Source organism: Priestia sp. 10L35 (genome assembly GCF_056395685.1).
This window is the reverse complement of record NZ_JBFTKA010000007.1, coordinates 200,224-226,416: the sequence shown is the minus strand read 5'-3', so window position 1 is coordinate 226,416 and position 26,193 is coordinate 200,224. Positions and strand designations below refer to the sequence as shown.

Annotated in this window: 28 protein-coding genes and 2 pseudogenes; 12 read left to right on the top strand and 18 right to left on the bottom strand. The window is 34.5% G+C overall.

The genetic code is table 11. The features are described from left to right. The coding region (locus AC1DEF_RS23315; RefSeq protein ID WP_251532221.1) for a cold-shock protein at window positions 1–125 on the bottom strand (125 nt) is incomplete at its 3' end. 857 nt (window positions 126–982) lie between these two features. On the opposite strand from AC1DEF_RS23315, the pseudogene AC1DEF_RS23310 reads away from it, so the two are divergent. Continuing rightward, window positions 983–1,180, top strand: a pseudogene (locus tag AC1DEF_RS23310) (MerR family transcriptional regulator); the annotation flags it as partial. Window positions 1,181–1,810: 630 nt separating this feature from the next. Here AC1DEF_RS23310 and AC1DEF_RS23305 read toward each other — a convergent pair. Next, window positions 1,811–2,239, bottom strand: a complete 429-nt coding sequence (locus AC1DEF_RS23305) for an ArsI/CadI family heavy metal resistance metalloenzyme (protein WP_097823746.1) — start codon at window positions 2,237–2,239, stop codon at window positions 1,811–1,813. A gap of 50 nt (window positions 2,240–2,289) precedes the next feature. After that, window positions 2,290–2,619: an ArsR/SmtB family transcription factor gene (locus tag AC1DEF_RS23300; protein WP_043981853.1), complete on the bottom strand. Its 330-nt coding sequence runs from the start codon at window positions 2,617–2,619 to the stop codon at window positions 2,290–2,292. Window positions 2,620–3,026: 407 nt separating this feature from the next. Here AC1DEF_RS23300 and AC1DEF_RS23295 point away from each other — a divergent pair, with 407 nt between their 5' ends. The 5 genes from AC1DEF_RS23295 to recA all read left to right on the top strand — a co-directional run bounded on the left by AC1DEF_RS23295 (window position 3,027) and on the right by recA (window position 6,667). Next, window positions 3,027–3,374: an ArsR/SmtB family transcription factor gene (locus AC1DEF_RS23295; protein ID WP_028410070.1), complete on the top strand. Its 348-nt coding sequence runs from the start codon at window positions 3,027–3,029 to the stop codon at window positions 3,372–3,374. An 18-nt stretch (window positions 3,375–3,392) separates the two neighbouring features. After that, a complete protein-coding gene (locus AC1DEF_RS23290; protein WP_097823747.1) occupies window positions 3,393–4,691 on the top strand; it encodes an arsenic transporter in 1,299 nt (432 codons plus the stop codon). Between the two features lie 24 nt (window positions 4,692–4,715). Further along, on the top strand, window positions 4,716–5,138 hold the full coding sequence (gene arsC, locus AC1DEF_RS23285) for an arsenate reductase (thioredoxin) (RefSeq protein WP_097823748.1): 423 nt from the start codon (window positions 4,716–4,718) through the stop codon (window positions 5,136–5,138). A gap of 300 nt (window positions 5,139–5,438) precedes the next feature. Further along, entirely contained in the window at window positions 5,439–5,633 is a 195-nt protein-coding gene (locus AC1DEF_RS23280; protein ID WP_141425872.1) for a hypothetical protein, read from the top strand. Next, window positions 5,630–6,667 (top strand): recombinase RecA, encoded by a 1,038-nt coding sequence (gene recA / locus AC1DEF_RS23275; RefSeq protein WP_097823749.1) that lies wholly within the window; start codon window positions 5,630–5,632, stop codon window positions 6,665–6,667. The genes AC1DEF_RS23280 and recA overlap by 4 nt, the downstream gene beginning before the upstream one ends. Window positions 6,668–6,969: 302 nt before the next feature. On the opposite strand, the gene AC1DEF_RS23270 is transcribed toward recA, so the two are convergent. Beyond that, complete coding sequence (locus tag AC1DEF_RS23270) at window positions 6,970–8,292, bottom strand: DUF1565 domain-containing protein (RefSeq protein ID WP_097823750.1); 1,323 nt, start codon at window positions 8,290–8,292, stop codon at window positions 6,970–6,972. Between the two features lie 175 nt (window positions 8,293–8,467). Here AC1DEF_RS23270 and speG point away from each other — a divergent pair, with 175 nt between their 5' ends. Then, window positions 8,468–8,992, top strand: coding sequence for a spermidine N1-acetyltransferase (speG, locus tag AC1DEF_RS23265; RefSeq protein ID WP_013056444.1), 525 nt, complete (start codon window positions 8,468–8,470; stop codon window positions 8,990–8,992). A gap of 300 nt (window positions 8,993–9,292) precedes the next feature. Here the strand turns inward: speG and AC1DEF_RS23260 are convergent, their stop codons facing one another. The 3 genes from AC1DEF_RS23260 to AC1DEF_RS23250 all read right to left on the bottom strand — a co-directional run bounded on the left by AC1DEF_RS23260 (window position 9,293) and on the right by AC1DEF_RS23250 (window position 11,742). Further along, a complete protein-coding gene (locus AC1DEF_RS23260) occupies window positions 9,293–9,886 on the bottom strand; it encodes a hypothetical protein (RefSeq protein ID WP_097823751.1) in 594 nt (197 codons plus the stop codon). Window positions 9,887–10,264: 378 nt separating this feature from the next. After that, window positions 10,265–11,071 (bottom strand): carbon-nitrogen family hydrolase, encoded by an 807-nt coding sequence (locus AC1DEF_RS23255; RefSeq protein WP_097823752.1) that lies wholly within the window; start codon window positions 11,069–11,071, stop codon window positions 10,265–10,267. A gap of 11 nt (window positions 11,072–11,082) precedes the next feature. Then, window positions 11,083–11,742 (bottom strand): MBL fold metallo-hydrolase, encoded by a 660-nt coding sequence (locus AC1DEF_RS23250; RefSeq protein WP_097823753.1) that lies wholly within the window; start codon window positions 11,740–11,742, stop codon window positions 11,083–11,085. 102 nt (window positions 11,743–11,844) lie between these two features. On the opposite strand from AC1DEF_RS23250, the gene AC1DEF_RS23245 reads away from it, so the two are divergent. Continuing rightward, window positions 11,845–12,228, top strand: coding sequence for a winged helix-turn-helix transcriptional regulator (locus AC1DEF_RS23245; RefSeq protein WP_097823754.1), 384 nt, complete (start codon window positions 11,845–11,847; stop codon window positions 12,226–12,228). A gap of 206 nt (window positions 12,229–12,434) precedes the next feature. Here the strand turns inward: AC1DEF_RS23245 and AC1DEF_RS23240 are convergent, their stop codons facing one another. From AC1DEF_RS23240 to AC1DEF_RS23225, 4 genes and pseudogenes are all read right to left on the bottom strand, one after another. Beyond that, entirely contained in the window at window positions 12,435–12,908 is a 474-nt protein-coding gene (locus AC1DEF_RS23240) for a stress protein (protein WP_097823755.1), read from the bottom strand. A gap of 138 nt (window positions 12,909–13,046) precedes the next feature. Beyond that, window positions 13,047–13,169: pseudogene (locus AC1DEF_RS23235) on the bottom strand (TetR-like C-terminal domain-containing protein); the annotation flags it as partial. 201 nt (window positions 13,170–13,370) lie between these two features. Beyond that, a complete protein-coding gene (locus AC1DEF_RS23230; RefSeq protein ID WP_097823756.1) occupies window positions 13,371–13,766 on the bottom strand; it encodes a cupin domain-containing protein in 396 nt (131 codons plus the stop codon). A 17-nt stretch (window positions 13,767–13,783) separates the two neighbouring features. Then, window positions 13,784–14,104, bottom strand: coding sequence for a carboxymuconolactone decarboxylase family protein (locus AC1DEF_RS23225; RefSeq protein WP_097823757.1), 321 nt, complete (start codon window positions 14,102–14,104; stop codon window positions 13,784–13,786). A gap of 244 nt (window positions 14,105–14,348) precedes the next feature. Here AC1DEF_RS23225 and AC1DEF_RS23220 point away from each other — a divergent pair, with 244 nt between their 5' ends. Continuing rightward, window positions 14,349–14,753, top strand: a complete 405-nt coding sequence (locus AC1DEF_RS23220; protein WP_176521243.1) for a MerR family transcriptional regulator — start codon at window positions 14,349–14,351, stop codon at window positions 14,751–14,753. Between the two features lie 173 nt (window positions 14,754–14,926). Here the strand turns inward: AC1DEF_RS23220 and AC1DEF_RS23215 are convergent, their stop codons facing one another. The 4 genes from AC1DEF_RS23215 to AC1DEF_RS23200 form a co-directional block, all read right to left on the bottom strand. After that, complete coding sequence (locus AC1DEF_RS23215) at window positions 14,927–15,688, bottom strand: class I SAM-dependent methyltransferase (RefSeq protein WP_097823759.1); 762 nt, start codon at window positions 15,686–15,688, stop codon at window positions 14,927–14,929. A gap of 226 nt (window positions 15,689–15,914) precedes the next feature. Beyond that, a complete protein-coding gene (locus AC1DEF_RS23210; protein ID WP_230184391.1) occupies window positions 15,915–16,742 on the bottom strand; it encodes a mechanosensitive ion channel family protein in 828 nt (275 codons plus the stop codon). Window positions 16,743–16,962: 220 nt separating this feature from the next. After that, on the bottom strand, window positions 16,963–17,991 hold the full coding sequence (locus AC1DEF_RS23205) for a serine hydrolase domain-containing protein (RefSeq protein ID WP_097823760.1): 1,029 nt from the start codon (window positions 17,989–17,991) through the stop codon (window positions 16,963–16,965). Window positions 17,992–18,078: 87 nt separating this feature from the next. Continuing rightward, entirely contained in the window at window positions 18,079–18,648 is a 570-nt protein-coding gene (locus AC1DEF_RS23200) for a MarR family winged helix-turn-helix transcriptional regulator (protein ID WP_097823761.1), read from the bottom strand. 260 nt (window positions 18,649–18,908) lie between these two features. Here AC1DEF_RS23200 and lgt point away from each other — a divergent pair, with 260 nt between their 5' ends. The 3 genes from lgt to AC1DEF_RS23185 all read left to right on the top strand — a co-directional run bounded on the left by lgt (window position 18,909) and on the right by AC1DEF_RS23185 (window position 22,488). Continuing rightward, complete coding sequence (lgt, locus tag AC1DEF_RS23195; RefSeq protein ID WP_034653022.1) at window positions 18,909–19,724, top strand: prolipoprotein diacylglyceryl transferase; 816 nt, start codon at window positions 18,909–18,911, stop codon at window positions 19,722–19,724. Between the two features lie 281 nt (window positions 19,725–20,005). Next, complete coding sequence (locus AC1DEF_RS23190; protein WP_318331384.1) at window positions 20,006–21,052, top strand: YeiH family protein; 1,047 nt, start codon at window positions 20,006–20,008, stop codon at window positions 21,050–21,052. 476 nt (window positions 21,053–21,528) lie between these two features. Beyond that, window positions 21,529–22,488, top strand: a complete 960-nt coding sequence (locus tag AC1DEF_RS23185; protein ID WP_097823763.1) for an aldolase catalytic domain-containing protein — start codon at window positions 21,529–21,531, stop codon at window positions 22,486–22,488. Between the two features lie 147 nt (window positions 22,489–22,635). Here AC1DEF_RS23185 and AC1DEF_RS23180 read toward each other — a convergent pair whose 3' ends face one another. The 3 genes from AC1DEF_RS23180 to AC1DEF_RS23170 form a co-directional block, all read right to left on the bottom strand. Further along, window positions 22,636–22,971, bottom strand: coding sequence for a L,D-transpeptidase (locus tag AC1DEF_RS23180; protein ID WP_097823764.1), 336 nt, complete (start codon window positions 22,969–22,971; stop codon window positions 22,636–22,638). A gap of 119 nt (window positions 22,972–23,090) precedes the next feature. Beyond that, entirely contained in the window at window positions 23,091–24,353 is a 1,263-nt protein-coding gene (locus AC1DEF_RS23175; RefSeq protein ID WP_097823765.1) for a glycoside hydrolase family 18 protein, read from the bottom strand. A 342-nt stretch (window positions 24,354–24,695) separates the two neighbouring features. Continuing rightward, complete coding sequence (locus tag AC1DEF_RS23170) at window positions 24,696–26,150, bottom strand: GntP family permease (RefSeq protein ID WP_097823766.1); 1,455 nt, start codon at window positions 26,148–26,150, stop codon at window positions 24,696–24,698. Window positions 26,151–26,193 lie beyond the last annotated feature (43 nt).

Sequence of the window (26,193 nt, the reverse complement as noted above, 5' to 3'; positions counted from 1 at the left end):
TCTAATGATTTGAAACCTTCACCTTGAATAGCACTGAAATGAACGAATACATCGTCTCCGCCTTCGATTTCAATGAAACCGAAACCTTTGTCTGCATTAAACCATTTTACTGTACCTTGTGTCATAATGTTGCCTCCTGCTGTGGAATATTCCACAAATGTATTACCTTTCTTGCCCAATCATACTATTTCAAGATAAAAACTTCTGTTTAAGGTTTTTTCTTCTCTCAATCTTATACCGAACAAAAACAAGTTAAACATAGTGTAACACATAGAGATATTGATAGCAAATAATTGCTTTTTTCCTTTCTTCACTAAAAACAGTATTATGAGAAACGCTCAGAATTGGAACGAGTGGACAATCACCCGCGAAATAAAGAATATCTTCTTCTGATAGCTTCTCAGTACAACATTTCAACACTTATGCACCAGAATCCCCTTAACTATGTATAGTTAATTTATGGTTAAGTTTTTCCAATATAGATAGTCTTAAAAAGTACACTTTTTGGGATTGTAAAAAAATGACTTAAAAAACAGCTATCCCATTCGAAAAAATATACTTTTACGGACTCCTAATTTTTAACTTTATTCAAACACTAAAGGAATAAAGTTAAAAAATTTATTGGAATTAATAAAATTGCTTTAACGAAACTCAAACAAAAGGTTAATTAATACTTTTAATGAATTAATTTACTTTTAATTTATTTTTAACCATATTTTAATGATTCACTATAATTATTGGATTATAATGGAATCACCAAAGTGATTATCCTTCTTTCAACTTGCTTTTTGAAATTAGTTAACCTAATGTCACTCTCAATAACTACAAACGCCTTTCATCAAGAAGTGTTTATAATGTGGTATTTTTAATAAACTTCATTTCTATATACAAACCAAAAGTTAATAACATATATACTGATAAAGAATGGAAATAGGAGAGGATAATCTTGACTAAAAATCATCCATATTTAGATGAGAAAGTTATGACTATAAAAATCGTTACTGAAATGACAGGTTTATCAGAAAGACAAGTTCGTTATTATGAAGAGCGAGAGCTTATTTTTCCAAAACGAAACTCTTCAGGTACCCGAATGTATTCCTTTTCCGACATTGAAAGGTTAATGGACATTGCAGAAAAAATTGAAGATGGTGTTAGAACACGGGAAATGCGTAAGGATTTATTTTAAAGTAGGTGAATTTGATTTGTTCTTTTAGTCTTTGTTCATGCTTACTCAATCTCTATATTCAATATTTACTGGGTTATTTTTATTCGGATTTTTTATAAATGTATATAAGATAAGACTTTTATGCACTCCATTATTATTTAGCCTAGAGAAAAACATTGATACATAAGGGACGTATAAAGATGTCTATATTTTATAAAAATCATTCTGTTAGAACCCTTATTCCCATAAAGGTTCTCTTTTTCATATGTTCCTGAAAGAGTGATTATGGTAACTAGCATATTAAGTAAGCCCCTTTGTGTTAAACTGTACACAGAAACATGTATGAGTCTGGGGGCAATATAATGAAATGTGCAATAGGGATAGTTCTTATTGCTCAATCTTTATTAACGTACTTAACTATTAAGACAGCATATACTCCTTACACCGTTAGAATATTAGATAGAAATACTGGAGTTATGAAAGTTTCCTATAGTTTCCCTTTAACGTACTGGTTAATCTTTATAGGTTTGGGCATCATGTTTTTAGTGGGAACATATTTAGTCTTTGCTAAAGAAAAGAAGCAGATCTTTAATTAAAGGTCTGCTTTTTATTTTTACCAATAAATGGTTTTATGTTAACTAATGATTAACAACAAGCATTAGTTACAGGTAGCTTTTCATTTGGCCCATCGCTGTTCTTGTGAACCTCACTATCAGATTTCGTATAAAAGAATTCCCATTCGTTTCCGTCCGGATCTGTTACCCAAAACTTATCTTGCACAGCATAGCAGCAAGTTGTATCCATTTCTTCACGAGCAAAGAAGCCTTCTTTTTCTAATCGTGATTTATGAGAATGAATTTCTTCAGGAGTTTCTACTTGGAAGCCGAAATGATTCACTTGATTACCTTTTACTTCGTCTCGTACGTTTAAAGTAAAATTTAATCCTGCCTCATCTACTAAGAATTTAGCGTAATCTACTTTCGTTTTCACAGGTTGAACGCCAAATACCTTTTGATAAAACTCCATGGACGCCTCTAGATTCGTTACATTAATTCCTACGTGAACATATTTCATTTACACTTCCTCCTTCGCATTATAAACAATATTATTTTAAATATATTAATTTAAGAGCAGGAGCCGCTTTTACTTGTATCTTTTCTAAACAAGCAGCAAAGCTCCTCAGATAACAGGTGATTTACCTCTTTATCATGTAAATCATAATAGCTCCATGTCCCTTTTGTTTCTTTTGTGATAAGGTTTGCTTCTAATAAAATTTTTAAATGATAGGAAAGTTTAGATTGAGACATCCCAAAGAATTCAGTTAGGTCACATACGCATGTCTGTCCCCGCTGGCAGAGCTCATACATAATTTCTAATCTCTTTTGATCAGCAAGTGCTTTAAATTTTTGTTCGTACTGTTTAAATGGGTGCTTTCCTTCCTTAACTGTTTCCATTGTCATTCTCCTTCATCAACTTTTTTTGATTTAATGATCGAAGCTTTCGGCAGCTTTTTTAAAGTTACTATATGTAGTTTCCCCTCTTAGCATAGGATCTTGATGAAAAAAACGCTGAAAGATTAGGTTTTGTGCTTCCTTCTGGTCCATCCCTTGGGTGTTCATAACTAAATGAAAATAGGCTCGAAAGTACGTAACAGATAAGTTTCCAGAGTTGTTGACTCTCACTGCTTTCATCCTCACTTTCATAAATCAATTTTTTTTGATGTATTCATCATATCTGGAAAATTCAGATAAATCAAGACATTAATCAACTTTTTTTGATTAATGTTTAAAATGTATATTTTCGTTGAATATATAATAAAATACTTATATAATTATATTTGAAAATAAGGAGGTGAGTCATAATGGATGTAAAAGCGCAGGTAGAAGTGGAAAAAGCAGTACAGATACTGAAGCTGCTTGGAGATAAGACAAGATTGTCAATGATGAAGCTGCTCCAAAATAACGAGTGCTGTGTTTGTGAGCTAGTTGAAATTTATAAAGCAAGTCAACCGGCTATTAGCCAACACTTGCGGAAGTTAAGAGCTATCGAACTCGTAAGTGAAAGACGAAAAGGACATTGGATCTTCTATTCCTTAAATAAAGAAAACAGCTATTATCAGTTTGTCCTTGATATACTCGATTCTTTACCAAGCGAAGATGAACGATTAAAAGAACTAGAAAAGCAAGGTTTACGTATTAATTGTTGCTAATAATAGGAGGTCTGTAAAGTGATATCAGTTATAGTAGCCTCCCTCATCTTCTTAGTGACATTGATTTTTGTCATTTGGCAGCCAAAGAACTTGTCTATTGGTTGGTCAGCATGTGGAGGCGCAGTATTAGCTCTTTTAGCAGGTGTGGTTGATTTCCATGACGTGCTGGATGTAACTCAAATTGTATGGAATGCAACATTAACGTTTATTGCAGTTATTATTATTTCCTTAATTTTAGATGAAATTGGATTTTTCGAGTGGGCAGCTTTACATATGGCGCGTACTGCAGGAGGCAATGGCGTTCGCATGTTCGTTTATGTATCCCTCCTTGGAGCTGTAGTAGCAGCATTATTCGCAAACGATGGAGCAGCCTTAATTCTAACACCTATTGTACTTGCCATGGTACGAGCACTTAAATTTGAAGATAAAATGATCTTCCCTTTTATTATCGCCAGTGGATTCATTGCAGATACAACATCGTTACCTCTTGTAGTAAGTAACTTGGTCAACATTGTATCAGCTGATTTCTTTGGTATTCGCTTTTCTGAATTTGCATCACGTATGATTGTGCCAGATCTGTTCTCACTTTTGGCAAGTATTGTTGTCTTATATTTGTACTTTCGTAAAAGCATCCCTAAGAAATACAATCTAGATGATTTACAGAAACCGGTTGAAGCCATTAAAGATAAGAAAATGTTCCGTTTATCAGGAATCGTTTTATTCATTTTAGTTCTTGGTTACTTTATTGGTGAGTTTTTCGATATTCCTGTTTCTATTATCGCAGGTATTATTGCGATTTTATTCTTAGGAATAGCAAGAAAGAGTCCCGCTGTTCACACTAAAAAAGTGCTAGCAGGAGCTCCGTGGGCGATTGTTTTCTTTTCGATTGGTATGTATGTTGTTGTCTATGGATTACGTAATGTAGGGCTAACTAAAGTATTAGCAAGCCTCATTCAAGCAACGGCTGACCATGGATTATTTGCTGCAACCATTGGCATGGGATTCATTGCAGCCATACTTTCATCGATTATGAACAACATGCCAACCGTGATGATTGATGCTTTGGCCATTGATGCAACTTCTGCAACAGGTACAATTAAAGAAGCCTTGATTTATGCAAATGTCATTGGTTCGGACTTAGGACCAAAAATTACACCTATTGGCTCTCTAGCCACTCTCTTATGGCTCCACGTTCTTTCGACAAAAGGAGTTAAGATTTCTTGGGGAACCTATTTTAAAACAGGTATTATCTTAACCATCCCAACATTGTTTATTACGCTTGTTGGTTTATATATTTGGTTATCAATTATTTCTTAACACATCACAAAGGAGATTTTACACATGTCTAAAAAAACACTTTATTTCTTATGTACAGGTAACTCTTGCCGTAGCCAAATGGCTGAAGGATGGGCAAAAAAATATCTAAATAATAATGAATGGGATGTACGCAGTGCAGGGTTAGAAGCTCATGGATTAAATCCCAATGCTGTAAAAGCAATGAAAGAAGCTGGTGTTGATATCTCAAACCAAACATCTGATGTCATTGACCCTGAAATTTTAAATAATGCGGATTTGGTCGTTACATTATGTGGCCATGCAGCAGATCACTGCCCAGTAACGCCTCCCCATGTGAAACGTGAACACTGGGGATTTGACGATCCTGCAAAAGCTGAAGGAACAAATGAAGAGAAATGGGCGTTCTTCCAGCGTGTACGTGATGAAATCGCTGAACGTATTCAGCGTTTTGCTGAAACAGGTAAATAATTAATCAAAAAGCAGTCTATTTGTGTAGACTGCTTTATTTCTTCTTAAAATCTGTTTTATAGTAACTAGGAATATCAGGAATGCGTTATTAGTCTAACCAGATTTATAGATTCATATATATCCAAATTTAAAAATGTAGATGGTAATCGATTCTACTTATATAAAAAGCTACCTTTCCCCTAATTTCTATCATTTGATAAGTAAATGCTAAAGTATAAACTTACTTTTTATAAATATAAGATATTCTTTTAGCTAGTTTGCAGAAAAACTTTCGCCTTTACAATTAGATGCGTTTATTGTATGATTACACAACAGGAACATTTGTTCGACACTAAGGGTTTAGAGATGAATAAAGGAACGCCAGAGCAAACTAAGACAGTTAAACACAAAATTTTCTCGCACGGAGCAAAAACATTTGAGCCAACTCTTATTCTTTATCGAAATACCTGGGCGTTTATTGTAAACGTAATAACAATCGGAGGTTTCAAATTATGAATGATAAAAAAGCAGCACTAGATATGGCTCTAAAACAAATTGAAAAACAATTCGGTACAGGATCAATTATTAAAATGGGAGAAGGCACACATACAAAAGTTGAGGCATCTAGCTCAGGCTCATTAGCTTTAGATATAGCTCTTGGAATTAATGGTTATCCCAAAGGAAGAATTATGGAAGTTTACGGGCCCGAAAGTTCAGGTAAAACAACCGTTTCCTTACACGCAATTGCAGAAGTACAAAAAAATGGAGGTCGAGCTGCCTTTATTGATGCTGAACACGCACTGGATCCAGTTTATGCAAGAAAACTAGGCGTAGATATTGATGAGTTACTGTTATCTCAACCAGATACTGGTGAACAGGCACTTGAAATTGCTGAAGCATTAGTTAGAAGTGGTGCTGTAGATATTATTGTTGTTGACTCAGTAGCAGCATTAGTTCCACAAAAAGAAATTGAAGGAGAAATGGGAGATTCTCACGTCGGTTTACAAGCTCGTTTGATGTCTCAAGCTCTTCGTAAACTATCTGGAGCAATCAATAAGTCTAAAACCATTGCCATCTTCATCAACCAAATCAGGGAGAAAGTAGGCGTTATGTTTGGAAATCCAGAAACAACGCCAGGTGGAAGAGCACTAAAATTCTATTCTTCCCTTCGTCTTGAGGTTCGCCGTGCTGAACAACTTAAACTAGGAAATGACATAGTTGGTAATAAAACAAGAATTAAAGTAGTCAAAAATAAAATGGCACCTCCTTTCCGCATTGCTGAAGTAGATATTATGTATGGAGAAGGTATCTCGAGAGAAGGAGAAATCTTAGATATCGGTTCTGAAGTAGATATTGTTCAAAAGTCTGGATCTTGGTTTTCATATAATGAGGAGCGTTTAGGACAGGGACGAGAAAACGCTAAGATTTTCTTAAAAGAAAACCCTGAAATTAGAGAAGAAATTAGAAAAAGAATTATTGATTTCAAATATAGCGATAATATTAACAACGATAATGTTATAGATAACGATAGCGAAAACGAAAACAAATAAAGGCATAAAACACCTTTCCCACGGCTTGAACTGCACCCCATTATTAGATAAAAAAACTCTAATAATGGGGGTGTTTTTATGTCAAGGCTATTGATTTGTACCTAAATAAACACTACTCATATAGAGAAACAGCATGAATCTTCTTGCAATCCATTTGTATATTTACAATGAACGCACCTTTCTCTTTGTTTCAATGAAATAAAAAGTATAACCAGCAGATAGTGAAGTGAATAATTTTTTGGCCTTAAATAGAATCCCAGCGAGCAACTAAATAAAGAATATCTTCTAAAAAGAAATTTTCATTAAAAAAGCCTAGGTGATACGATAGTAGAACTTTCTATTTCTTTCCCCTTCCATATCCATCGATCCGCTTTATCTCTACTTTTATTTAGGTACACATTATGATTAAGTTGATTATATTTATTTGAGTAATGAAGATTGGCCAGAAGCAAATTAGATTTTACTGAAACCATAACATTATTGTTAATAGCGTTATGAGTTGCATGATATTGCATCAGTAATTGGCCACCATCCATGTTCATCGTATCATTTCCATATAAAATATTATGTTCAATAAGAGTATTTATCGTCCCTCCACGTTTTTTATCATAGCCTCCAATTGAAATTCCTGTAAAACGATTCTTATAAATCATATTCCGTATAACTTGAACATTGCTAGTTTGTTTACCATAGTGTTCACTTGCGATTTCTATTCCTAGATCGTTATGACTTGAAACGTTATGCTCAATAATAACATCTTTTCCTCCGTCTACGTAGATTCCCCCAGCGGAGTATTCATGTTTGTAAGCAGGATTTGAATAACTGCTGACGTTGTAAATATGGTTTTCACTAATGAGTCCTTCACGAGCTCGGTCATATTTCTCAATAGGAGCTACTTTTTCAAAGCCAATTACGTCAATCCCCATATTATCAACGTTTCGAATTGTATTGGCATTGACGATAAAATCTTTAACATTTCCATTTAGAGTTAGTGCTTCACTAAAACCTAAGGTCAGGTTTTCAAGTAGGTTTCGCGATATTTCAATGTTTTCTAACGAACGCGGCGCTTTGGATCCATAAAAAGCTATTCCATGAGCGTTTCCATTTTTATGTGCAGTCTTAATATCGAAAATATGATTATTAATAATTCGAAGGTTCTTTCCACTTCCTTCTACTAAAATACCACATGGTGTATTTTGTTCCTTAGAAGTAGACGAATGACCTATATTCAAACCTTGAATTGTTATGTAGCTCTTATTTTTTATGCTAACTAGCCCTCCATCTGTAGAACGGCTTTTTATTTTTTCTCCACTAATAAGAGGCTTTTCACTTTTATAGTTCCTGAAGATAATAGGCTTTTGTTTAGTACCTGAACGGCTAATAATTAATTGTTCATAGTAGATACCGCCTCTGATGTAAACGGTAGTTCCGGGCTGAGCTACTTCACTTGCCTTTCTTAATGTTCTAAAAGGTTTGCTTTTAGTACCCAGGTTTTTGTCATCCCCTGTAGGAGAAACATAAATTTCATGATGTATTATAGGAGCTGCTGAAGGTTGATTAGCTGCCTCAACCCTTTGGTTTATACAGCATAGTAAAATAAGAAGAATACCAACTGCTTTTTTCATAAGATCCTCCTTAAAGTTAATGAATTTTACTTGCGAGATTTTTAAATTATACTATGGTTCTTTTCATAAGGATGTAAATAATTGCACTATGTCTTATTATTTTTTAAAACTACAGCAATTTTTACATTTAAAACGGAAAGTGCTAAAGTAATGCTAGAATGTGGAGGTTTGAGAAATGAATAAGGAACTTAAGTTACGTCCTTTGGAAAGAGAAGATTTAAAATTTGTCCATGAACTCAATAATGATGCAAACATTATGTCTTATTGGTTTGAAGAGCCTTATGAAGCTTTTGTAGAGCTACAGGACTTATATGATAAACATATTCACGATCAAGGTGAGCGTCGTTTCATCCTTGAAAAGGACGGGGATATGCTGGGATTAGTGGAATTAGTCGAAATTGATTATATTCATCGTAGAGCAGAGTTTCAAATTATCATCGACCCTACGTATCAAGGTCATGGCTACGCCATGGTTGCCACAAACCTAGCAATGAATTATGCCTTTTCGGTATTGAATATGCATAAACTTTACTTAATTGTAGACAAGGAAAATGAAAAAGCAATTCATATCTATAAGAAGGTTGGTTTTTCTATTGAAGGTGAGTTAAAAGATGAATTTTTTGTTGATGGAAGCTATCATAATGCTATAAGAATGTGTATGTTTCAAAAAGAATATTTACAAACCAAAAATAAAAACTAAGGTTGAACTAGTATAAGAGTCCTGGTCACCAAAAAAAGAAGAAAGAATGAAATTGGGCTTCTATTATAGGAGTAAAAAATCCTGAAGGAGAAATGTGCAAACCATTTAAATATGATAACATTGTAAATTGTAAATTATAGAAACCATAAGGATGGTATTATGAGTACATTTAATCCAACAGGATTGCTATTATTCTTAATAATTATTGGTTTAATAGGATTCCTAGCTTTTAAAGTTGTTAAAAGGTTAAAAAAGAAATAAGTAACAAAAAGAACCTGCTATCAAAACAGCAGGTTCTTTTTAATAAGAAGATACATAATACCAGTTTTTATGTACTTTTTTTATTTGTTTAAAATCCCCGTTAAAATCGCTTTTTGAAGGTTTGTTATCGTATGGGTTATATACAAACCCCGAAAAATTGTCTAGCATCCCACGGTATGTAAAGAAAAGAATTGATTTAGCCTTTCCTTTTGTTTCTACTACGATGTCGCCCCCACCTTTAGACAATTGAGTATACTTTTTAGGTAATTGAATAAGTGATGGACTATCAGATACATTAGGTTTAATAACACCATTTTCTATTTGAGTTGCAACCTCTTCTCTCTTATCTTGATGGATTTTAAAGTTGAGATCTAAGTTGACTTGATTGAATGGAAAGAAAAACCATAATGAGATAGTAATGAGCTGAATAACAAACGGCTGCCACTTTCTCTTTTTAAAAAGATGAATTAATGTCCATATAGTCATTATGATAAAGAAAGCATATACAAATAACCAAATAGGTAACATTAAAAATTCTGTTATCATATCAACCAGATCCCACTGGAACAAGGACACTAAAATAACGAACAAACTACTAATTAGCGATAAAAGCAACAATCGACTACGTTTCACACATTTTCCTCTTCCTAAAATAATTCTTTTTTACCTTAAGTATAATTATATATTAAACTCCTTATAAAAGCGTATGTATAATTCATACATAATTTGTTAACACAATCACTCTTCCAGAAAACATTATAAAAAAGGACCCTTGACGAAGGATAGTTCTTCCAAGGATCCTTTTTCCGGAGTATGCAGCTTTTTATACATTGTTGACTGATCAACGTTTTCTCAGTAGGTGGATGAGAAACTAATGTATAAGAAGTGCACCTTTTATACATATGTTAATTTTAAAAAATATAGTATTTTCAGGTGAAACTGCCTCTTTTTTTTAGTAAACCTTCATAAGATATTCTGATAACATCCAAATTTAAGATGATATACAAATTTCTATTCTGCATGCTTATAAACATCCGGTCTCAGGCTTTCAAATATTGGAATGTATGTTTGTTGTTCTGTAACTTTCTGTATATCAATTTCCGCTGTTATAATCTCTTCTTGATCTCCCCCCTCTTCTACGATGTTTCCATTGGGATCAATGACCATTGAATGCCCCGCGTATGTGTTGCCGACATGATTTTCATTACTCACTTTTCCCACGCTGTTACATGCAATGACATAAACACAATTTTCTATAGCTCTTGCCCTCAATAGTGTTCTCCAATGGTCTATATTTCTGGTAGTCCATTGTGCAACGTAGAATATGACTTTTGCACCTTGAGACGTTGGGTAGCGTGTGATTTCTGGAAAACGTAAATCATAGCATATAATTTGACTGGCTTTGATATTGTTAATCTCAAAGACATCTGGGACTTCATCTCCCCCTGTTAAATAATGATGTTCATCCAACATCGGCACGAGATGTATCTTATCTTTTTGATAGAGGAGCTTACCCGTTTTTGATACAGCAAAGGCTGTATTATAAATATTTTCATTTCTTTTATTTGAAACTGAACCTGCAATGATATTCACTTGATGGTTGATTGCTAAACGTTGAATAAAGGGAAAAGCTCTCTTTAAATCAATATCTGCTTTTTCTGCTACATTTTTTAAATCATAACCTGTATTCCACATTTCAGGTATCACAACAATCTCAGTATCTATATGCAGCTTTTCTTCAAATAAGGACTCAATGCGGTTTTCGTTTTGCTTAACTTCACCTTCTATAATCTCTGTTTGAAATAATTGTATTTTCATTTTTCTCCCTCTTATTCATATATAAATTTATAAATAGGATATAAATCACAGTTGTATTTGACATCTTCGCCATGTGATGAAGAAATAATAGAAGGTTTAATTTCATCTATAATTCGTCCGCTATTAATATTTTCACCCATATCAACTGTAAACTTTCGAATCGGCGGATGTAAGGATTCAGCATTAGAAAAGAATAAGTCTCCAGTTAGCAGCACATTGTCATCTTTATGGTGGTATATCACATGTCCTGGTGTATGACCGGGTGTTAAATACACATCTAAAGGTAACTTTTTAATGATGTTGTTACTTAGACTTTCAACTTGATGTTCCACCCCTGTTGTTTCCTTTTCTGCCTTATTTGGATATGGTTTTTCGCCATTGATAAAAGGCGCTTCAACTTCGTGGGCGTAAATAGGAATATTTAAATTATCTCTTAAATACTTGGCGCCATTAATGTGATCTAAATGGCCATGTGTGAGTAAAATACTTTTGGGGATACCTAAAGATTTTGCTATATTTAACTGAGTATGTGCATAGTCTTTCATTCCTGTATCAATGATATGAACACTCTCACCATCTAGCACGTACCATGTATTAATTTTGACAGGAATTCCTACAACAGTTTTGTAAGTAAGTTTGTAAATATGTCTAGAAATTTGGACAAATTCCAATTGATGCACCTTCTTTTGTTTTATTTGATAATATAAGTTTAGTAAGAAAAAATAGACGTAACAAGAAGGCACAATTTTGTTACTAGCCATTGAGGTGAAAAAATGTCAGACTTTAAAAGTGATCAATACGGTCCTTGTACGTTAACTGTAAAGCGCGCTTGTCCAATTGAGTTAACGATGCATATGATGGGTGGTAAATGGAAAGGTATTATTTTATCTTTGTTATCAAAATCACCCATGTATTATAATGCAATGCGCCGTGAAATACCGGGTATTACCCAGCGTATCCTTACACTGCAGCTTAGAGATATGGAAAAAAACGGATTGATTGAAAGAGAAGAAACAAACGATAACCCTAAAAGGGTTTTATATTATTTAACAGATCTTGGAGAAAGTTTTGTTCCAATACTAAAATCTTTAGAGAAGTGGGGCAATGTTTATATAAGTCAGCAGGAAGAGGAATTAAAAAAAATTGTAACGTTTTAAATAAACTCCTTAAATATATTTTACTTCTTTTTAATGACGCCTTGTTTTTTTATAATGTAAGTACTTAATTAAGTAGTATCCGCGAAACTATATTAACTTGAAAATGCAAACTTATTCAATGAGAAAAGCCTTTACCATGGCGGTAAAGGCTTTTCCTATGCTCTTCCCTAATGGGAATCTCTTGTTATCTTTATCTCTATTTTTCATTAAGGTCTATGAAAATTGACTGTTTTCTCGTCATCTCCTGTTCGTTCAAACCATCCTCTAAAAGCCCAGTTATCATAACCTCCATCGCCTTCATTAATAAATGTTCCTTCTTCAAATACCCAGAAACCATAGGTAATACCATCATAATCTACGGTGTCAAAATATTGAACACCTTGTAATTGATCTGAATTATACCCTTGGCTCAAATTCATAACCATTACATTGTATCGTTGACCTGATTCAAAGAATGCTTTTTCCATTGCTCCCTTGACGAAACCACTTCGATTGTCGGCTGTTTTAGCCGCATCTGCAATCGCTTGTCCTATGGCTACGGGATCAACTGTTACGTCTCCTCCAACTTCTGCAGCCTCTGCAGAGCCTGCAGAACCTCCTAAATTCGGTAGAGCTAATGGCGTCGCTAACACAGCTAAACCTACGGCAGAAGCTACAACAGCTTGTTTCGCTTTTCTCATTTGATCTCCTCCTATTTTTAGGTGATTCTTAGAACATTTACCCTTTATTACCAAATTAAAACAAAAAAGATATTATAATTAAGAATGGGAGATGGATAATTTTATTCTTCTAAAGCTTTTGTCCAACCAAACCTAAGTTTATAAGTTTCTTTCTAAAAGCTCTCTTGCTTTTTCTGCCATTTCTCTCGGTGAATATGGCTTTTCATTTTTGAGCCACCACTCAACTACGCTGACGTACGCATTAGCAACAAATTCAGCAAGTAATAATTCATTTAGTTTTACATACAGCTTTTCTCTTTATAAATCTTTTTTGATCTTTACTCACGGGTGTTACCAATCGATTTGTTTCTTATCTCTGAAAAGCTTTTCATTGGGTTCTTCAGAGCCAATTGCTGCTAGCCATAAAATGAAAAGCGAGTAATCATGTGATCAGTTTCTTAAAACGGCATATATACGTTATGCTTATAACTTATTAAACCATTCATCATCAACAGGTTCTAGCCATTCTGTTTCTCCTGGTGTCATTGCTAAGTGCACAAACCAGCTATCCTTTGTGGCGCCATGCCAATGTTTCACATTTGGTGGGATGTTCACGACATCACCTTTTTTTATTAACTGTGCTGCTTTACCTTCTTCTTGATACCAGCCTTCTCCACCTGTTACTAATAATACTTGTCCAACTTTATGAGAATGCCAGTTATTACGAGATCCTGGAGCAAAAGTTACATTTCCAATAGATGTGTTAAGCGGCTTTTCGTCTGTAAATACCATTTTTAAATAGGCGTCTCCACTAAAGTTGGCTTCCACTTTTTGTCCTAGTGGAAAGATTGTGCTATTACTTAATTCTTCATGCTTCATATTTCTTCTCTCTCCTTTTAAGCGTTATAAATTTTTTTAGCAATATTAAAAGCAGACCATGCTTTGAGCCACCCTGTATAAAACGAAAGATGAGTAATCACTTCTACAATTTCGTCTTTGGTTACTCCGTTTTTCTTTGCTTTTTGAAGATGCGGCGTTAATTGCTCAAAGTTTCCACCCGCAATTAAGGCAGAAACTGTAATCATACTTCGATCACGCGGAGATAACTCTTTCTCTCGCGCCCATACTTCGCCAAACAAAACATCATCATTAAGCTCAGCAAACTTTGGAGCAAATTCCCCTAACAGCTCTCGTCCTGCGGTTTGTTTTTCCGGCATCTCTCTCTCATCCTTTCTTTCTATTTTGATCGTTACAACAGGTGTAGTATAAGACTTAAACTTAGGTTTAAGTCAACAAGAGAATGTCGATGTTTTAAGAAGAAATTCATTATTGACTTAAAGTCGACTTTAAATGATAAGTTCAATAGATATAAGGAGACAATACTAAAGAAAAAACAATTATATATAACTGACTTTAAGCATTCAGTATTAGTTCAAATAAATGATAGAAAAGGTGAATACGATGGCTTATTCAATTGGAGAATTTGCAAAAATCCTTGGCGTAACAGCAAGTTCACTCAGATATTATGAAAGACAAGGTTTGCTTACACCTAATCGGGATGAGAATAATTTACGAAGATATACGGATGATGATATTGAATGGGCGAAGTTTCTCCTCCATTTAAAAGGTTCAGGTATGTTAATAACAGAGTTAAAACAATACACTAAATGGCGTGCAATAGGTGATAAAACAATCCAAGAGAGATTACATCTACTTGAAAACCGCAAACACCTTGTACAACAGGAAATACAAACTTTACAACAGAGTCTAGACATTTTAAATCGTAAAATTGAATTTTATAACGATCGGTTAAGAGGCGAATTATATGATTTTGTTCTTTATCCAAATGAAGAATCAAACTCATAACATAAGACAATAGAAAAAGTTTTCTATTGTCTTATGTTTAGGTGGAAATCTCTTTTCTAAAATGTATTTTTTTAATCTATTCGGCTAGTATAGGAATGAACAAAATTGCTTGTCCCCTTTTGATCGTCTGTTAGAAAAAGTTGAGGTAACTCATTCAACATGATAACCAACTATTATTTAATGGATTTAGTTGCCAGATAACAAGGCATATATTCAGTGATTTTCCCTTTGTGGTGATGATCTTCATAAAGAGCTTGTAGAGTGAATCCAGCTTTTAGCTGTCCTCCAATTTGAGTTTCTAAAGAATGACTAAACTGTACACCGCCGTTCTTTATAAGTTCTTCATCATTTTCTATCGTACTTTTAGTTCCGTCATAAGGTAATTTATGAACTACTTGTAATTCTTTCTCATCTTCTCCAAATAAATAGAGAGCAGGGTTTGCAAAGCCAGATAGCAGAACGCCACCTTTTTTAAGAACTCTAAAACATTCTTGCCAAACGTGTTCAACATCTTGAATATAGCAGTTTGATACGGGATTAAAAATCATATCGAACGTCTCATCTTCAAAGGGAAATGTCTTACTCATATCGCCTTTAACTAAATCAATAGAATAGCCTTCTCTAGCGGACACCATTTTTTCTAATTCTAATTGTTTATCAGAGTAGTCAAACACTGTAACTTCTGCATGCTGCGCTGCAAAGACTGGGCATTGCTGTCCTCCTCCACTAGCAAGTCCCAATATTTTTGCTTTTTTAAATGGAATAAACCAGTTATGTGGAACAGGCTTACAAGGTGTTAAGTAAATATCAAAAATACCTTGAGTTGCATCTGCAAAATCTTGATGATTAATAGCTAATGACCATTCTCCTCCAGCTGAAGCCCACTCATCCCACATTTTGGAGTTGATTTTTGTATAATTAGCTTTTTGTGACATAGTTACTCCCCCTTTACCTCTTTTAGTATTTTGTTTAATTTTACCATATCGCTAGAAGAATAATTTAGATGTACTAATTAATTTTTTCTGTTTCAGATAATTAATCTGTACTGGAGAAGTACTTAATAGATATTTTTAAAAATAAAAACACCCTTTTAAAAAATTAAAAGGGTGTTTTTATCTTAAGTATAAAAGCTTGTATATAAATAAGATACGAGTTTTATTTTTAATGGCTTGTCTCGAAGCTTTCAGCCATCATTAGATCATTTTTGTAGGCAGCCATTGCGAGTTCATATCTCACCTTTTGACCCGCTTCTACAAAATCAGCTTCCTTCACAAGGCCTGATACTGAATATTGGTGACCTTTAAAATCTACGTTCAGTTCAGTAATTTGATTGAATTGAAAGCTCTCTATAGGAATTCCATTCACATCTTTCAACAAATACTGGCCATATTTCTCGTTACATGTTTGTGCTACTTGCTCCATTACTTTGAAGGCATCTTCCGGATTTTGTCTATAGTTGAGAATAAGACTTTCATTTACCCGGCGTCTTCCTCGGGTTCCATTCTGAAGTTCCGTAATGTTGCTATATGAGACGGTATAGAGGTAGCCGTCATACTGACGAATCTTTAAGTAGCGCATGGTGATTTCTTCTATTTTTCCTTGGCGGTTTCCGTTGAGAATAACATAATCTCCGTGATGGATCTGACGTTCAAACAGGTAAGTCAGTCCCATTATATAATCACGGATAATATGCTGGAGGATTATTGCCAGGGCACTGGCCAACACTACTGAACTAGTGAGTATCTTTCCAAAGTCAAAGAAATGGCTAAGCACATAAATAAAGAAAAAAGCCAGGCCTACTACTCTTGTCACCTGATTAGAAAAATGCATTAAGGTTTCTTCTCGTTTTTCATCTAAAAAGCTCGTTTTATCAAAGAAAAGCTTAATGAATTTGCGAATAAAATAAACGATAAGTATAATCAGCAGCGCTACCGTTAAAACCTTTACGGGAAACTGCTGGAAGAATTCAGTGAAAACCAACTTACCCACTCCTTATTTCTAACACTATACCAAAAGAATGTACGTAAAGACAAAAATCTTCTGTTCTTCATAAACCTTAATGATAATAGCACGGTTTCATCAAAAAAAGAAGCGGTATCTATGCTTCTTGAAGGTCGGTATATTGATGATAATCTCTCAATTAATTGAAATTAAAGGAGTAAGGTGAACTGTAATAGACTAATTTTCTTCGTTTTTTTGTAGACTATTCTTATATATCTTTTGACTTTTGCAGACTTTCTAATAAAGACATCCCTATATGTTCATCATTATTTTTACCTAGTCTATAATTAGCTAAAACGACGGACGCAACTTTATTTTCCTTATCAATCCCTAAAAATGAGCTGAAGCATCCTGTTCCACCGCCGTGCAACACTACATTATTATTTTTCTTTAAAAGCAACCATCCAAGACCCATATCAAATTTCTTTGTTCCATTACCGTGTTTTTTATGACAAAAAGAAAGATATGGTTTATCTTCGTACATATTTATTTTTGCGTATTTAAGTAAATCTTCAGCGGTTAAGGATACTGCCCCGGCAGGTGATATAAAGTTTTCTTTGTCCCACTGCCAGTTGCCGCAACCATTATTTTTGCGGTCATAGCCCTGTAAATTATTGTGTGAAGTGCCTAAACAAGTATCCTTTAGTCCAAGCTCATTATGAAGAAAGTCATTCATAGTGTCCCAATATCCTTTGCCTGAGACAGTTCCTAACACATACCCAATAAGTGAAATACCGAAATTAGAATATTTCCATGAATAATCTACTTCTTTCAATTTAGTTCTTTCAATTAGCATTTTCATTTTGTTAAAATCCATATGCAACGGATTATTTTTGTTCAAATCACTTTCGCCAAAAATCAAACCTAAAATTATTTTAAAATCTTCTCGTTTATTTAAAGGTAAGCTTCCTGAATATCCAGAAGAGTGAGTAGCGAGGCGGAGCAATGTAGGATAATACGTATCTTCTTTAAGTTCTTTTATGTATTTTTGTATAGAGTCGTTTAACGACACCTTGTTTTCAAATATGTATTTTGATAACAGCGATACAGTGAAAGTTTTCGTAATAGAACCAATTTCATAATGATATCTTTTTGCCGAGTCAATTTCACCGCTTTCATTATAGACTTTTATAATAGACTGATTGTCCGTTAAGTAGCCAACGGTTAGTTTCAAGTGCTTTTTTCCTTTACAGGTTTTATTAATTAATCGTAATGTTTCATCGCTGATTTCAAACATAATGATTGCTCTCCCTTATCCTTTATTTTTAAAATTTTAAAAGGATTAATCGATATGCTTTAAGTTAGATTAGCCTATCGAGTTTTTTTATATATTCTTTCTTATATTATCAATTGCTTGAACTCTTCGACTTTCAAGCTCCCTTATTACTCTCAACTGTAATTCATTGTGATCATCATCCATTTTGATGTTGCCTTCTTCTTCAAATCCATCATGTTCTTCCCCATCGAAGCTATAGAGTTTCTTTAAAAGCTTCCACATTATTTCCAACTCTTCAGTTGAGAACTTTTTAAAAAGTTCTTCCAAAAAGAAAATTCCTTTTTCTGAGACAACAAGCAGTGCTTCTTTTCCCGCTTTCGTAATTTTTACGTTAACTGCACGCTTGTCTTTACTGCTAGGAACTACGTCAACATAACCCTTCTTTTCCATAATGGTAATCAACTGTTTGACGCTTTGTTTTGTAGTTCCTAATTTTCTAGCAATATTATTCAACGTTGTTTCATCTTCAGGTAAATGTGCAATTGCCACCATCGCCATATGCTGTCTTGATGTTAAAAGTTCAAGAGATTTATCACCTTTTACTTGAATTTTATTTGCCAGAGAAAATAAGGTAGCGTAAGTTTGCTGCATCAAGAAAAGCTCTTTATAAATATCCATATTCACCCTCCATTTTAGACAGTATATTGTCTAAAACAAGAATAGTATATCTTGGTAATTAAGTCAATATACTGTCTATTTTAATTTTGACAATTCTAAGGAGATTATTCTGTTACACTAAAATAGGCAAAGAAATCATGATCGTTCGTAAGCAAAAGTTGTCCTTTCTTTATCCAATTAGATATACTAAAAAGGCACTCCAATTTAATACTGCTCTTAAAAAATGTAAGAAAATCGATATGAAGTAAAGGAGAAAAAACATGAACCAACACACACAACCTTTAAGCCCTATCGCCTTCCATCTTGGTCCACTTGAAGTCCATTGGTATGGAATTATCATAGGAATAGGAGCTTTCTTAGGCTTCTTGTTAGCCTCGAAAGAAGGAAAGAAACGAGGGATCTCTTCAGAAACCATCTCTGATTTACTTCTGCTAGCACTACCCATTGCTATCATTACTGCTCGAATTTACTACGTACTTTTTGAATGGAGTTATTATAAAGACCACCCAGGCGAAATTATAGCAATTTGGCATGGAGGCATAGCTATTCACGGTGGAATTATTGGCTCTGTATTAACAGCTATATGGTTTTGCAGAAAAAAGAATCTTTCTTTTTGGAAAATGGCTGATGTTTTAGCTCCTAGCTTATTATTAGGCCAAGCTATTGGCCGGTGGGGAAACTTCATGAATCAAGAAGCACACGGCGGACCTGTTACACGTCAGTTCTTAGAAGCTTTACATTTGCCTGATTTTATTATTAACCAAATGTATATAAATGGAACTTACTATCATCCTACGTTTCTCTATGAATCACTTTGGAACATAATAGGTGTGCTTGTCCTAATCGTACTAAGAAAATCCTTGTTAAAAAGAGGCGAAGTCTTTCTTACTTACCTGCTATGGTATTCGATAGGAAGATTTTTTATAGAAGGACTGCGTACAGATAGCTTAATGTTAACCTCTCATATCAGAATAGCTCAATTAGTTTCTTTCCTTTGTGTGCTAGGCAGCTTGATTCTGCTATGGTATAGACGCAAAAAAGGCTTGGCAACTAGTAAGGCTGTCTTTCTCTCATAAGAACCGATATTTTTATGCAGTTTTGTAAAATTAGTAGTTGATGGACTATGTTTCAGATATCAAAACGTGTAATGAGAAATAAAAAACCAATAAAAGCAGCAAGTTGATTTTCAGTGAATTTGAAGATCAACTTGCTGCTTTTACGCATTAGTTATTAATATTTTTAATTGAAACTATGATTTATATATATTTTACTAATAATAAACCGTCTTTTATAGTTAAGGTATACACTTCTTGTGTGAAGCTGCACTTGATAAGAATTCATATTGGAGATGAAATGTATGATAAATATAAATAAAGTCCAAAAACGGACTCTATTCCCACGAACAAATGCCCAGACGTCACCTAATGTTTTTTTATGGGCTGAAGGAATTGCTTTTACTTTTCTTTTTGCTTTACTTGCTTATGGCTTAGCGAAAGTCCCGGGGTTTAATCATATCGGTCCACTAGCCTGTTCAATTATAATGGCAGTCATTTATCGTCAAATTTTGGGGTACCCTGAAAAAATAAGATCTGGAATTGAATTTTCTTCTAAAAAGCTGTTACGCTATGCCATCATTTTATATGGCCTAAAGCTTAATATTGATGTTGTTATTCATCACGGATTAGGATTGTTGCTTCACGATGTGGGAACGGCTGTATTTGCGATTGTTTTGACGGTTTTTCTAGCCAAATGGATGAAAGCTGATAGCGGTTTATCCCTTCTTTTAGCGATAGGAACAGGAATATGCGGTGCTGCAGCTATTGCGGCTGTTTCTCCGATTGTAAAAGCAAGAGAAGAAGATACAGCTATCGGAGCTGGTGTTATTGCTTTAGTGGGAACTCTATTTGCGATTGGATATACCATTTTAAGACCTTATATACATTTAACAAATATTCAATATGGAATTTGGTCAGGCGTAGGTCTCCATGAAATTGCCCATGTAGCTCTAGCTGCAGCACCGTCTGGACGCGATGCTCTAGCTATTGGACTGTTGGCTAAGTTAGGCAGAGTGCTCTTACTTGTGCCATTAAGCTTTATCTTAATGTACTGGATGAAGCGAACAGGAAAAATTGAAAAGGATACTAAGATTGAATTCCCTTGGTTTTTAATAGGTTTTATAATCATGAGTATTTTTGGGAGTTATGTCGTTGGTAAGCACCTTATAATACCTAAAACGATCATGGATGATATTTCAACTCTAACTACCTTTCTTTTAACAATGGCTATGGTCGGGCTAGGGTTAAATGTAAGTTTGAAGGCTCTTCGAACAAAAGCATTAAAGCCGTTGATTGCGATGTTTATTACCTCTATACTCTTATCATTTCTTACGTTTTGGACGATGTAAAGACAAGTAAATTAAAATGATTAAGTAACAGCTACTACTTCCTATACAACTGTTAATGCGAAAAAAGTTTCTTATTTCTCAGGTTTTAAATCTCTTCCTAAATTTATGGATTAATTATAGAGAAATCTAAACCTATAACCTAGATACTAATGGCAGTTCCCTCCCTAATAAACGTTTTCAATTAAAAAACAATCTTTATTGCAGTAAGTAGTGATGTAATAAAGGTTGTGTTTGTATATACTAGGGGTTGTAGTGCTGAACTTGGTGTTGTTTTAAGAGCATCAAGCGGATAAAAAGCCGAAGCATCACCTACCATGAAATGCAGTAAAGCGATGAAACATTTAGAAAATACATTGACGCCCCTGAATCAGTCATGGTATAAACACAATAGGAGAGTTTAGCACTTAAAAGCATAAAAGCGATAAAGTTTAAAACAACATTTATATAAATAGAATACATAGGAGGAAACAACTACCATGGGACATAATAGCAAAATTATAGACTGTACCATTCGTGACGGAGGTTTAATTAATAATTGGGATTTTAGCGTTGGATTTGTGCAAGACTTATATAACGGCCTAAGCGCAGCCGGCGTTGAATACATGGAGATCGGTTATAAAAATTCACCTAAGCTTCTTCAAGCAACTGAGCCCAATCCATGGAGATTTCTTGACGATAACTTTCTCAAAGAAATTATCCCTGAGAAAAAGTTCACGAAGCTATCTGCCTTAGTAGATATTGGGCGTGTAGATCCAAATGACATTCTGCCACGTGAACAAAGTATGTTAGATATGATTCGAGTGGCATGCTATATTCGCGAAGTAGATAAAGGCTTAGAGCTTATAAAAATGTTTCATGATTTGGGCTATGAGACCTCACTTAACATTATGGCACTATCTAGCGTACCGGAAAATCAGCTTATTGAAGCATTTGAAATGGTAAAGAAAAGCCCTGTAGATGTTGTATATATCGTTGACTCCTTTGGAAGCCTAGACCCTGCGGATATTGAGCATCAAGTGAAAAAGTTTCAAGCCATGATTCCTAGCAAACAGCTTGGGATCCATACCCATAACAACATGCAGCTAGCTTTTGCTAATACATTAACTGCAATGCGCAGTGGCGTTACATTCCTTGATTCATCTGTTTATGGTATGGGCCGTGCAGCTGGTAACTGTAACACAGAGCTGCTTGTTAGCTACATACCAAAACCACGCTATGAGATGAAGCCGATTCTTGGCGTAATTGAAAAGCATATGCTTGAAATGCGTCAAAAGTGGGAATGGGGCTATATCATTCCTTACATGATTTCTGGTGTGCTGAATGAACATCCACGTGTTGCTATGGCTTACCGTGATAGCGAGGATCGTGACAAATTCGTAGATTTTTATGACAAAGTGACGTCTCCAGAAGTTACTACGTCTCCATCATCAAAATAAGTTAAAATGCTAAAAGTACCTCTGTTAATCGGGGTACTTTTTTGTTTTTGTACAAAGAGCTCATGATTGTATAGCATCTACTTAAACTTTGATACCCTCGATCTCGACAATTAGCTAAATGTAAACAGTCGTGCTCTTCTTAAACTATTATTTATGTATGTAAACCGGCGTTCCAATGGGAACTACAGAGGAAAGTTCTAGAATATCTTCATTGTCCATTCTGACACATCCATGTGACATATCTCTGCCAATAGAAGCTGGATCATTAGTCCCGTGTATTCCATATGTAGGTTTTGATAGTCCCATCCATAAGGGACCAAATACAGCTGGAGGGGTAGTATCTTTATTAATGATTTTAAATTTTCCAGTTGGAGTTGGCGTAATCATTTTCCCTGCAGCAATAGGATATGTCTTTACTAATTTAGCTCCATCATATAGTTTTAATTGATGCTGCTTTATTGAGACATCTATCCTTTTTGCCATGGCAGTACCTCCAACTTCTTATAAGTTACTATAAATAGAATTTTTTTATTGTTAACAACGTATATCGAATAACTGTTAACTGAAAAATATCTAAATTAATCCATAAAAACTAATGCTATTTATACCGTTCTAATAGTGAAAAATTTTTTTAAAAGCCAAGGCCCTGGCGTAAATCCAAGTGTTAATTGCCAAGCTCCTATTGCTTGCAAACCAAATTTACGAACTAACACCATTTTTTCACTCATGCTTCTTACATCTTCAAACCATACTTCATGCATCTGTCCCGCTTGATCTCTATACTGAAAAAATGGCGATTTGTACTCTTTTGAATATTGGATAGGCGACTGATATCTCATCGCTGTTTTAATCGCATCTTGATTGGATATAGCAGATGCTACTGTGCCGGGCTTGTAAGGAATTGACCAGTTATATCCATACAAAGGGACTCCAATGATAAGCTTTCTTCGCGGAACACTTTTTATCGCAAATTCTATTGTTTTTTTTACTTCAGTAATAGGTGCAACAGGCCCTGGTTCGCTGCCTGCATGATGCCAATCATATGCCATAATGAACATATAGTTAACAACGGCACCTATTCCACCGTAATCATATCCTTTTAACCAAGGAATATCTTCGCTTGTCTTCGCTGGAACCGCTATGGTCAGCACGTATCCGGCAGGTTTTAAACGTTCACCCAGCTGACGTAAAAATCCTGTAAAAAGATCTCTATCCTCGGCCTTTACACGTTCAAAATCAATATTCACCCCGCCGTAGCCTTTTCTAGATACTAAATAAAAAATATTATTAACAAGATTGTTTCTTGCCTGAGGATTATTTAAAACTTGATGGGCAAGATCCGAACTAAACCCTTCAGAAGTTAGATTAGTAATCGTAACTAACGGTGTAACTCGGTTTTTCCAAGTCGTTTCAATTGCTACTAAATCGTTTAAATCATTCATAATATCTCCATTGCTGCCAAAATGATATTCAAAGATAGAAATGGACGAGGAATAAGTTGCAAAATCAGTAATTAAATCGCGATCTAATTCTGGATTTCGAACGGCATAATACTCCAGTGTACCTGCAATATAGTCTGATATATTAGGGATTTTCATTTTCATTCCCACCTGCAAATAATTATAATGGACTGAAGGATTAGCTCTTTTTAATTGTTCTAAGGATACATAAGCTTTTTTAGCAATACTCCTCATCGTATCACCAGGTTGAACTGTGTATACATAAGAAGCTATAAGTAAGGCTTGACCTGGAACAACATTTGTTTCTTCTAACCCATTTACCCTCCTAAGCTGCGCAATGGGATAATCATATCTACTGCTTATTGAAGACAGGGTATCACGAGGTTGAACTATATGAACAAACATGTTTTCTCCTCCTATGTACTCTTTATTGAATTATGTTTTATTTCGTGACAAGTTTAAAGAAGCCATTCAATAAATGTATATGAGTATTGTTTGTTTATATAACATAAAGAGGCAGGCATTTATAAAACAATCCAAATGGTTTCCTTACCTACAAGAAAACGATGGATTATTCCTTCTACACAGAGAAATATTGAATATGAGCAAAGCTAGTATAACAACTGATATTGGATCATAAAGTAAAGGTAATTAAAAGTATAGTCTAGTTGTACAATTCTGCTGAAAAGGCAGCCACATATGTGGCTGCCTTTTTTAGCCTTTTATTTTCTTGAAGACTCTATGCCTTTATACATCCAAAACATCGTTTTTATCTTTGGGTTGCTTGAAAGGTTGGTAAAAAATACTGAAATATATTGCTACTATGCTAATAAAAACTGTTAATATCATTGAGATAATTAAGGATGCGTCTAATAACAAAATGAACCCTAATCCGGCTATGGAAGTAATAGTGGAAAGTATTGTCCATGTTGAAAATGTTTCTTTCATACTTAATCCAAAATATTCTTTAATCATCCAAAATCCTGCATCATTAACGTGTGAGCAAATTGCACTTCCCGCTCCCGTTGCAAGAGTGACTAGGGCTAAATTAGCATCGTATTGAGACAGCATTGGAATAACTAATCCTGCAGTGGATATAGCCGCAACTGTGGCTGATCCTAAAGAGATACGTAATAACGCAGCAACTACCCAAGCAAGTATGATAGGTGACATTGAAGTTCCTTTAAACAATTCTGCTACATAATCTCCTACACCACCATCAATTAGTACTTGCTTGAAGGCACCCCCACCTCCAATAATTAATAGCATCATACCAATTGCAGCAATTGATGATGTACAAGAGTTCATAACTTCTTTTATAGGAGTATTTCTTGCTATTCCCATTGTATAAAATGCAAGAATTAAAGATATTAACATTGCAGATGAAGGGTTTCCTATAAGACGAATTATTTCAATCGTTGTATCATCTTCAAATCCTACTGATTTTTGAATCATATCTAGAATTGTAGATATAGACATTAATGAAACAGGAAACATTGCAGTTAATACGCTTATGCCGAAACCTGGTGTTTCGTTAAGTTTGAATGTTTTTTGTTCACCTAAAGAAGCTATATTACCCGTCTTCTTGAATGCATCAGGTACAATTTTTTTAGCCATCTTAGTATATAAAGGACCTGCTATAATGACGGTTGGTATTGCAACAATAATACCGTAGAGTAAAACTAATCCAATGTCAGCACCATACTCACCAGCTATGACTGTTGGTCCTGGGTGTGGGGGAAGGAAACTATGAGTTGCTAATAAAGCTGCAGCCATAGGAATACCTAAGTGCAAGATAGAGGCTCTTAATTCTTTCGCAATCGAAAATACAATTGGGATTAATAAAACTAATCCTACTTCAAAAAATAAAGCTATACCTACAATAAACGAAGCAACTACAACAGCCCACTGAATTCTTTTTTCTCCAAATTTGTTAATTAGAGTCATGGCGATACGCTGAGCTCCCCCTGCGTCAGCAATTAATCTCCCAAGCATTGCACCAAGCCCAAATATTAAAGCTATATGACCAAGTGTACCTCCTAATCCAGCTTCAATGGATGTGACAACCTTTTCCATAGGCATTCCAAGTGCTAAAGATACAACAAAAGATACAATTATCAATGAAACAAATGTATTTAATTTAAATCCAGTAATCAAAATTAGTAACAGAATAATCCCAATCGCTACTATAAATAATGGCATGATATACCTCCAAAAAATAATTAAAATATTTTTACTTGCTCCA

Excerpts from the sequence above, each read along its gene's own strand:
- AC1DEF_RS23305 (WP_097823746.1), bottom strand. The coding sequence starts at position 2,239 with ATGAAATATGTTCACGTAGGAATTAATGTAACGAATCTAGAGGCGTCC.
- AC1DEF_RS23300 (WP_043981853.1), bottom strand. The coding sequence starts at position 2,619 with ATGGAAACAGTTAAGGAAGGAAAGCACCCATTTAAACAGTACGAACAA.
- AC1DEF_RS23295 (WP_028410070.1), top strand. The coding sequence starts at position 3,027 with ATGGATGTAAAAGCGCAGGTAGAAGTGGAAAAAGCAGTACAGATACTG.
- arsC (WP_097823748.1), top strand. The coding sequence starts at position 4,716 with ATGTCTAAAAAAACACTTTATTTCTTATGTACAGGTAACTCTTGCCGT.
- AC1DEF_RS23280 (WP_141425872.1), top strand. The coding sequence starts at position 5,439 with ATGATTACACAACAGGAACATTTGTTCGACACTAAGGGTTTAGAGATG.
- recA (WP_097823749.1), top strand. The coding sequence starts at position 5,630 with ATGAATGATAAAAAAGCAGCACTAGATATGGCTCTAAAACAAATTGAA.
- AC1DEF_RS23270 (WP_097823750.1), bottom strand. The coding sequence starts at position 8,292 with ATGAAAAAAGCAGTTGGTATTCTTCTTATTTTACTATGCTGTATAAAC.
- speG (WP_013056444.1), top strand. The coding sequence starts at position 8,468 with ATGAATAAGGAACTTAAGTTACGTCCTTTGGAAAGAGAAGATTTAAAA.
- AC1DEF_RS23255 (WP_097823752.1), bottom strand. The coding sequence starts at position 11,071 with ATGAAAATACAATTATTTCAAACAGAGATTATAGAAGGTGAAGTTAAG.
- AC1DEF_RS23245 (WP_097823754.1), top strand. The coding sequence starts at position 11,845 with ATGTCAGACTTTAAAAGTGATCAATACGGTCCTTGTACGTTAACTGTA.
- AC1DEF_RS23240 (WP_097823755.1), bottom strand. The coding sequence starts at position 12,908 with ATGAGAAAAGCGAAACAAGCTGTTGTAGCTTCTGCCGTAGGTTTAGCT.
- AC1DEF_RS23230 (WP_097823756.1), bottom strand. The coding sequence starts at position 13,766 with ATGAAGCATGAAGAATTAAGTAATAGCACAATCTTTCCACTAGGACAA.
- AC1DEF_RS23225 (WP_097823757.1), bottom strand. The coding sequence starts at position 14,104 with ATGCCGGAAAAACAAACCGCAGGACGAGAGCTGTTAGGGGAATTTGCT.
- AC1DEF_RS23220 (WP_176521243.1), top strand. The coding sequence starts at position 14,349 with ATGGCTTATTCAATTGGAGAATTTGCAAAAATCCTTGGCGTAACAGCA.
- AC1DEF_RS23215 (WP_097823759.1), bottom strand. The coding sequence starts at position 15,688 with ATGTCACAAAAAGCTAATTATACAAAAATCAACTCCAAAATGTGGGAT.
- AC1DEF_RS23205 (WP_097823760.1), bottom strand. The coding sequence starts at position 17,991 with ATGTTTGAAATCAGCGATGAAACATTACGATTAATTAATAAAACCTGT.
- AC1DEF_RS23200 (WP_097823761.1), bottom strand. The coding sequence starts at position 18,648 with ATGGATATTTATAAAGAGCTTTTCTTGATGCAGCAAACTTACGCTACC.
- lgt (WP_034653022.1), top strand. The coding sequence starts at position 18,909 with ATGAACCAACACACACAACCTTTAAGCCCTATCGCCTTCCATCTTGGT.
- AC1DEF_RS23190 (WP_318331384.1), top strand. The coding sequence starts at position 20,006 with ATGATAAATATAAATAAAGTCCAAAAACGGACTCTATTCCCACGAACA.
- AC1DEF_RS23185 (WP_097823763.1), top strand. The coding sequence starts at position 21,529 with ATGGGACATAATAGCAAAATTATAGACTGTACCATTCGTGACGGAGGT.
- AC1DEF_RS23180 (WP_097823764.1), bottom strand. The coding sequence starts at position 22,971 with ATGGCAAAAAGGATAGATGTCTCAATAAAGCAGCATCAATTAAAACTA.
- AC1DEF_RS23175 (WP_097823765.1), bottom strand. The coding sequence starts at position 24,353 with ATGTTTGTTCATATAGTTCAACCTCGTGATACCCTGTCTTCAATAAGC.
- AC1DEF_RS23170 (WP_097823766.1), bottom strand. The coding sequence starts at position 26,150 with ATGCCATTATTTATAGTAGCGATTGGGATTATTCTGTTACTAATTTTG.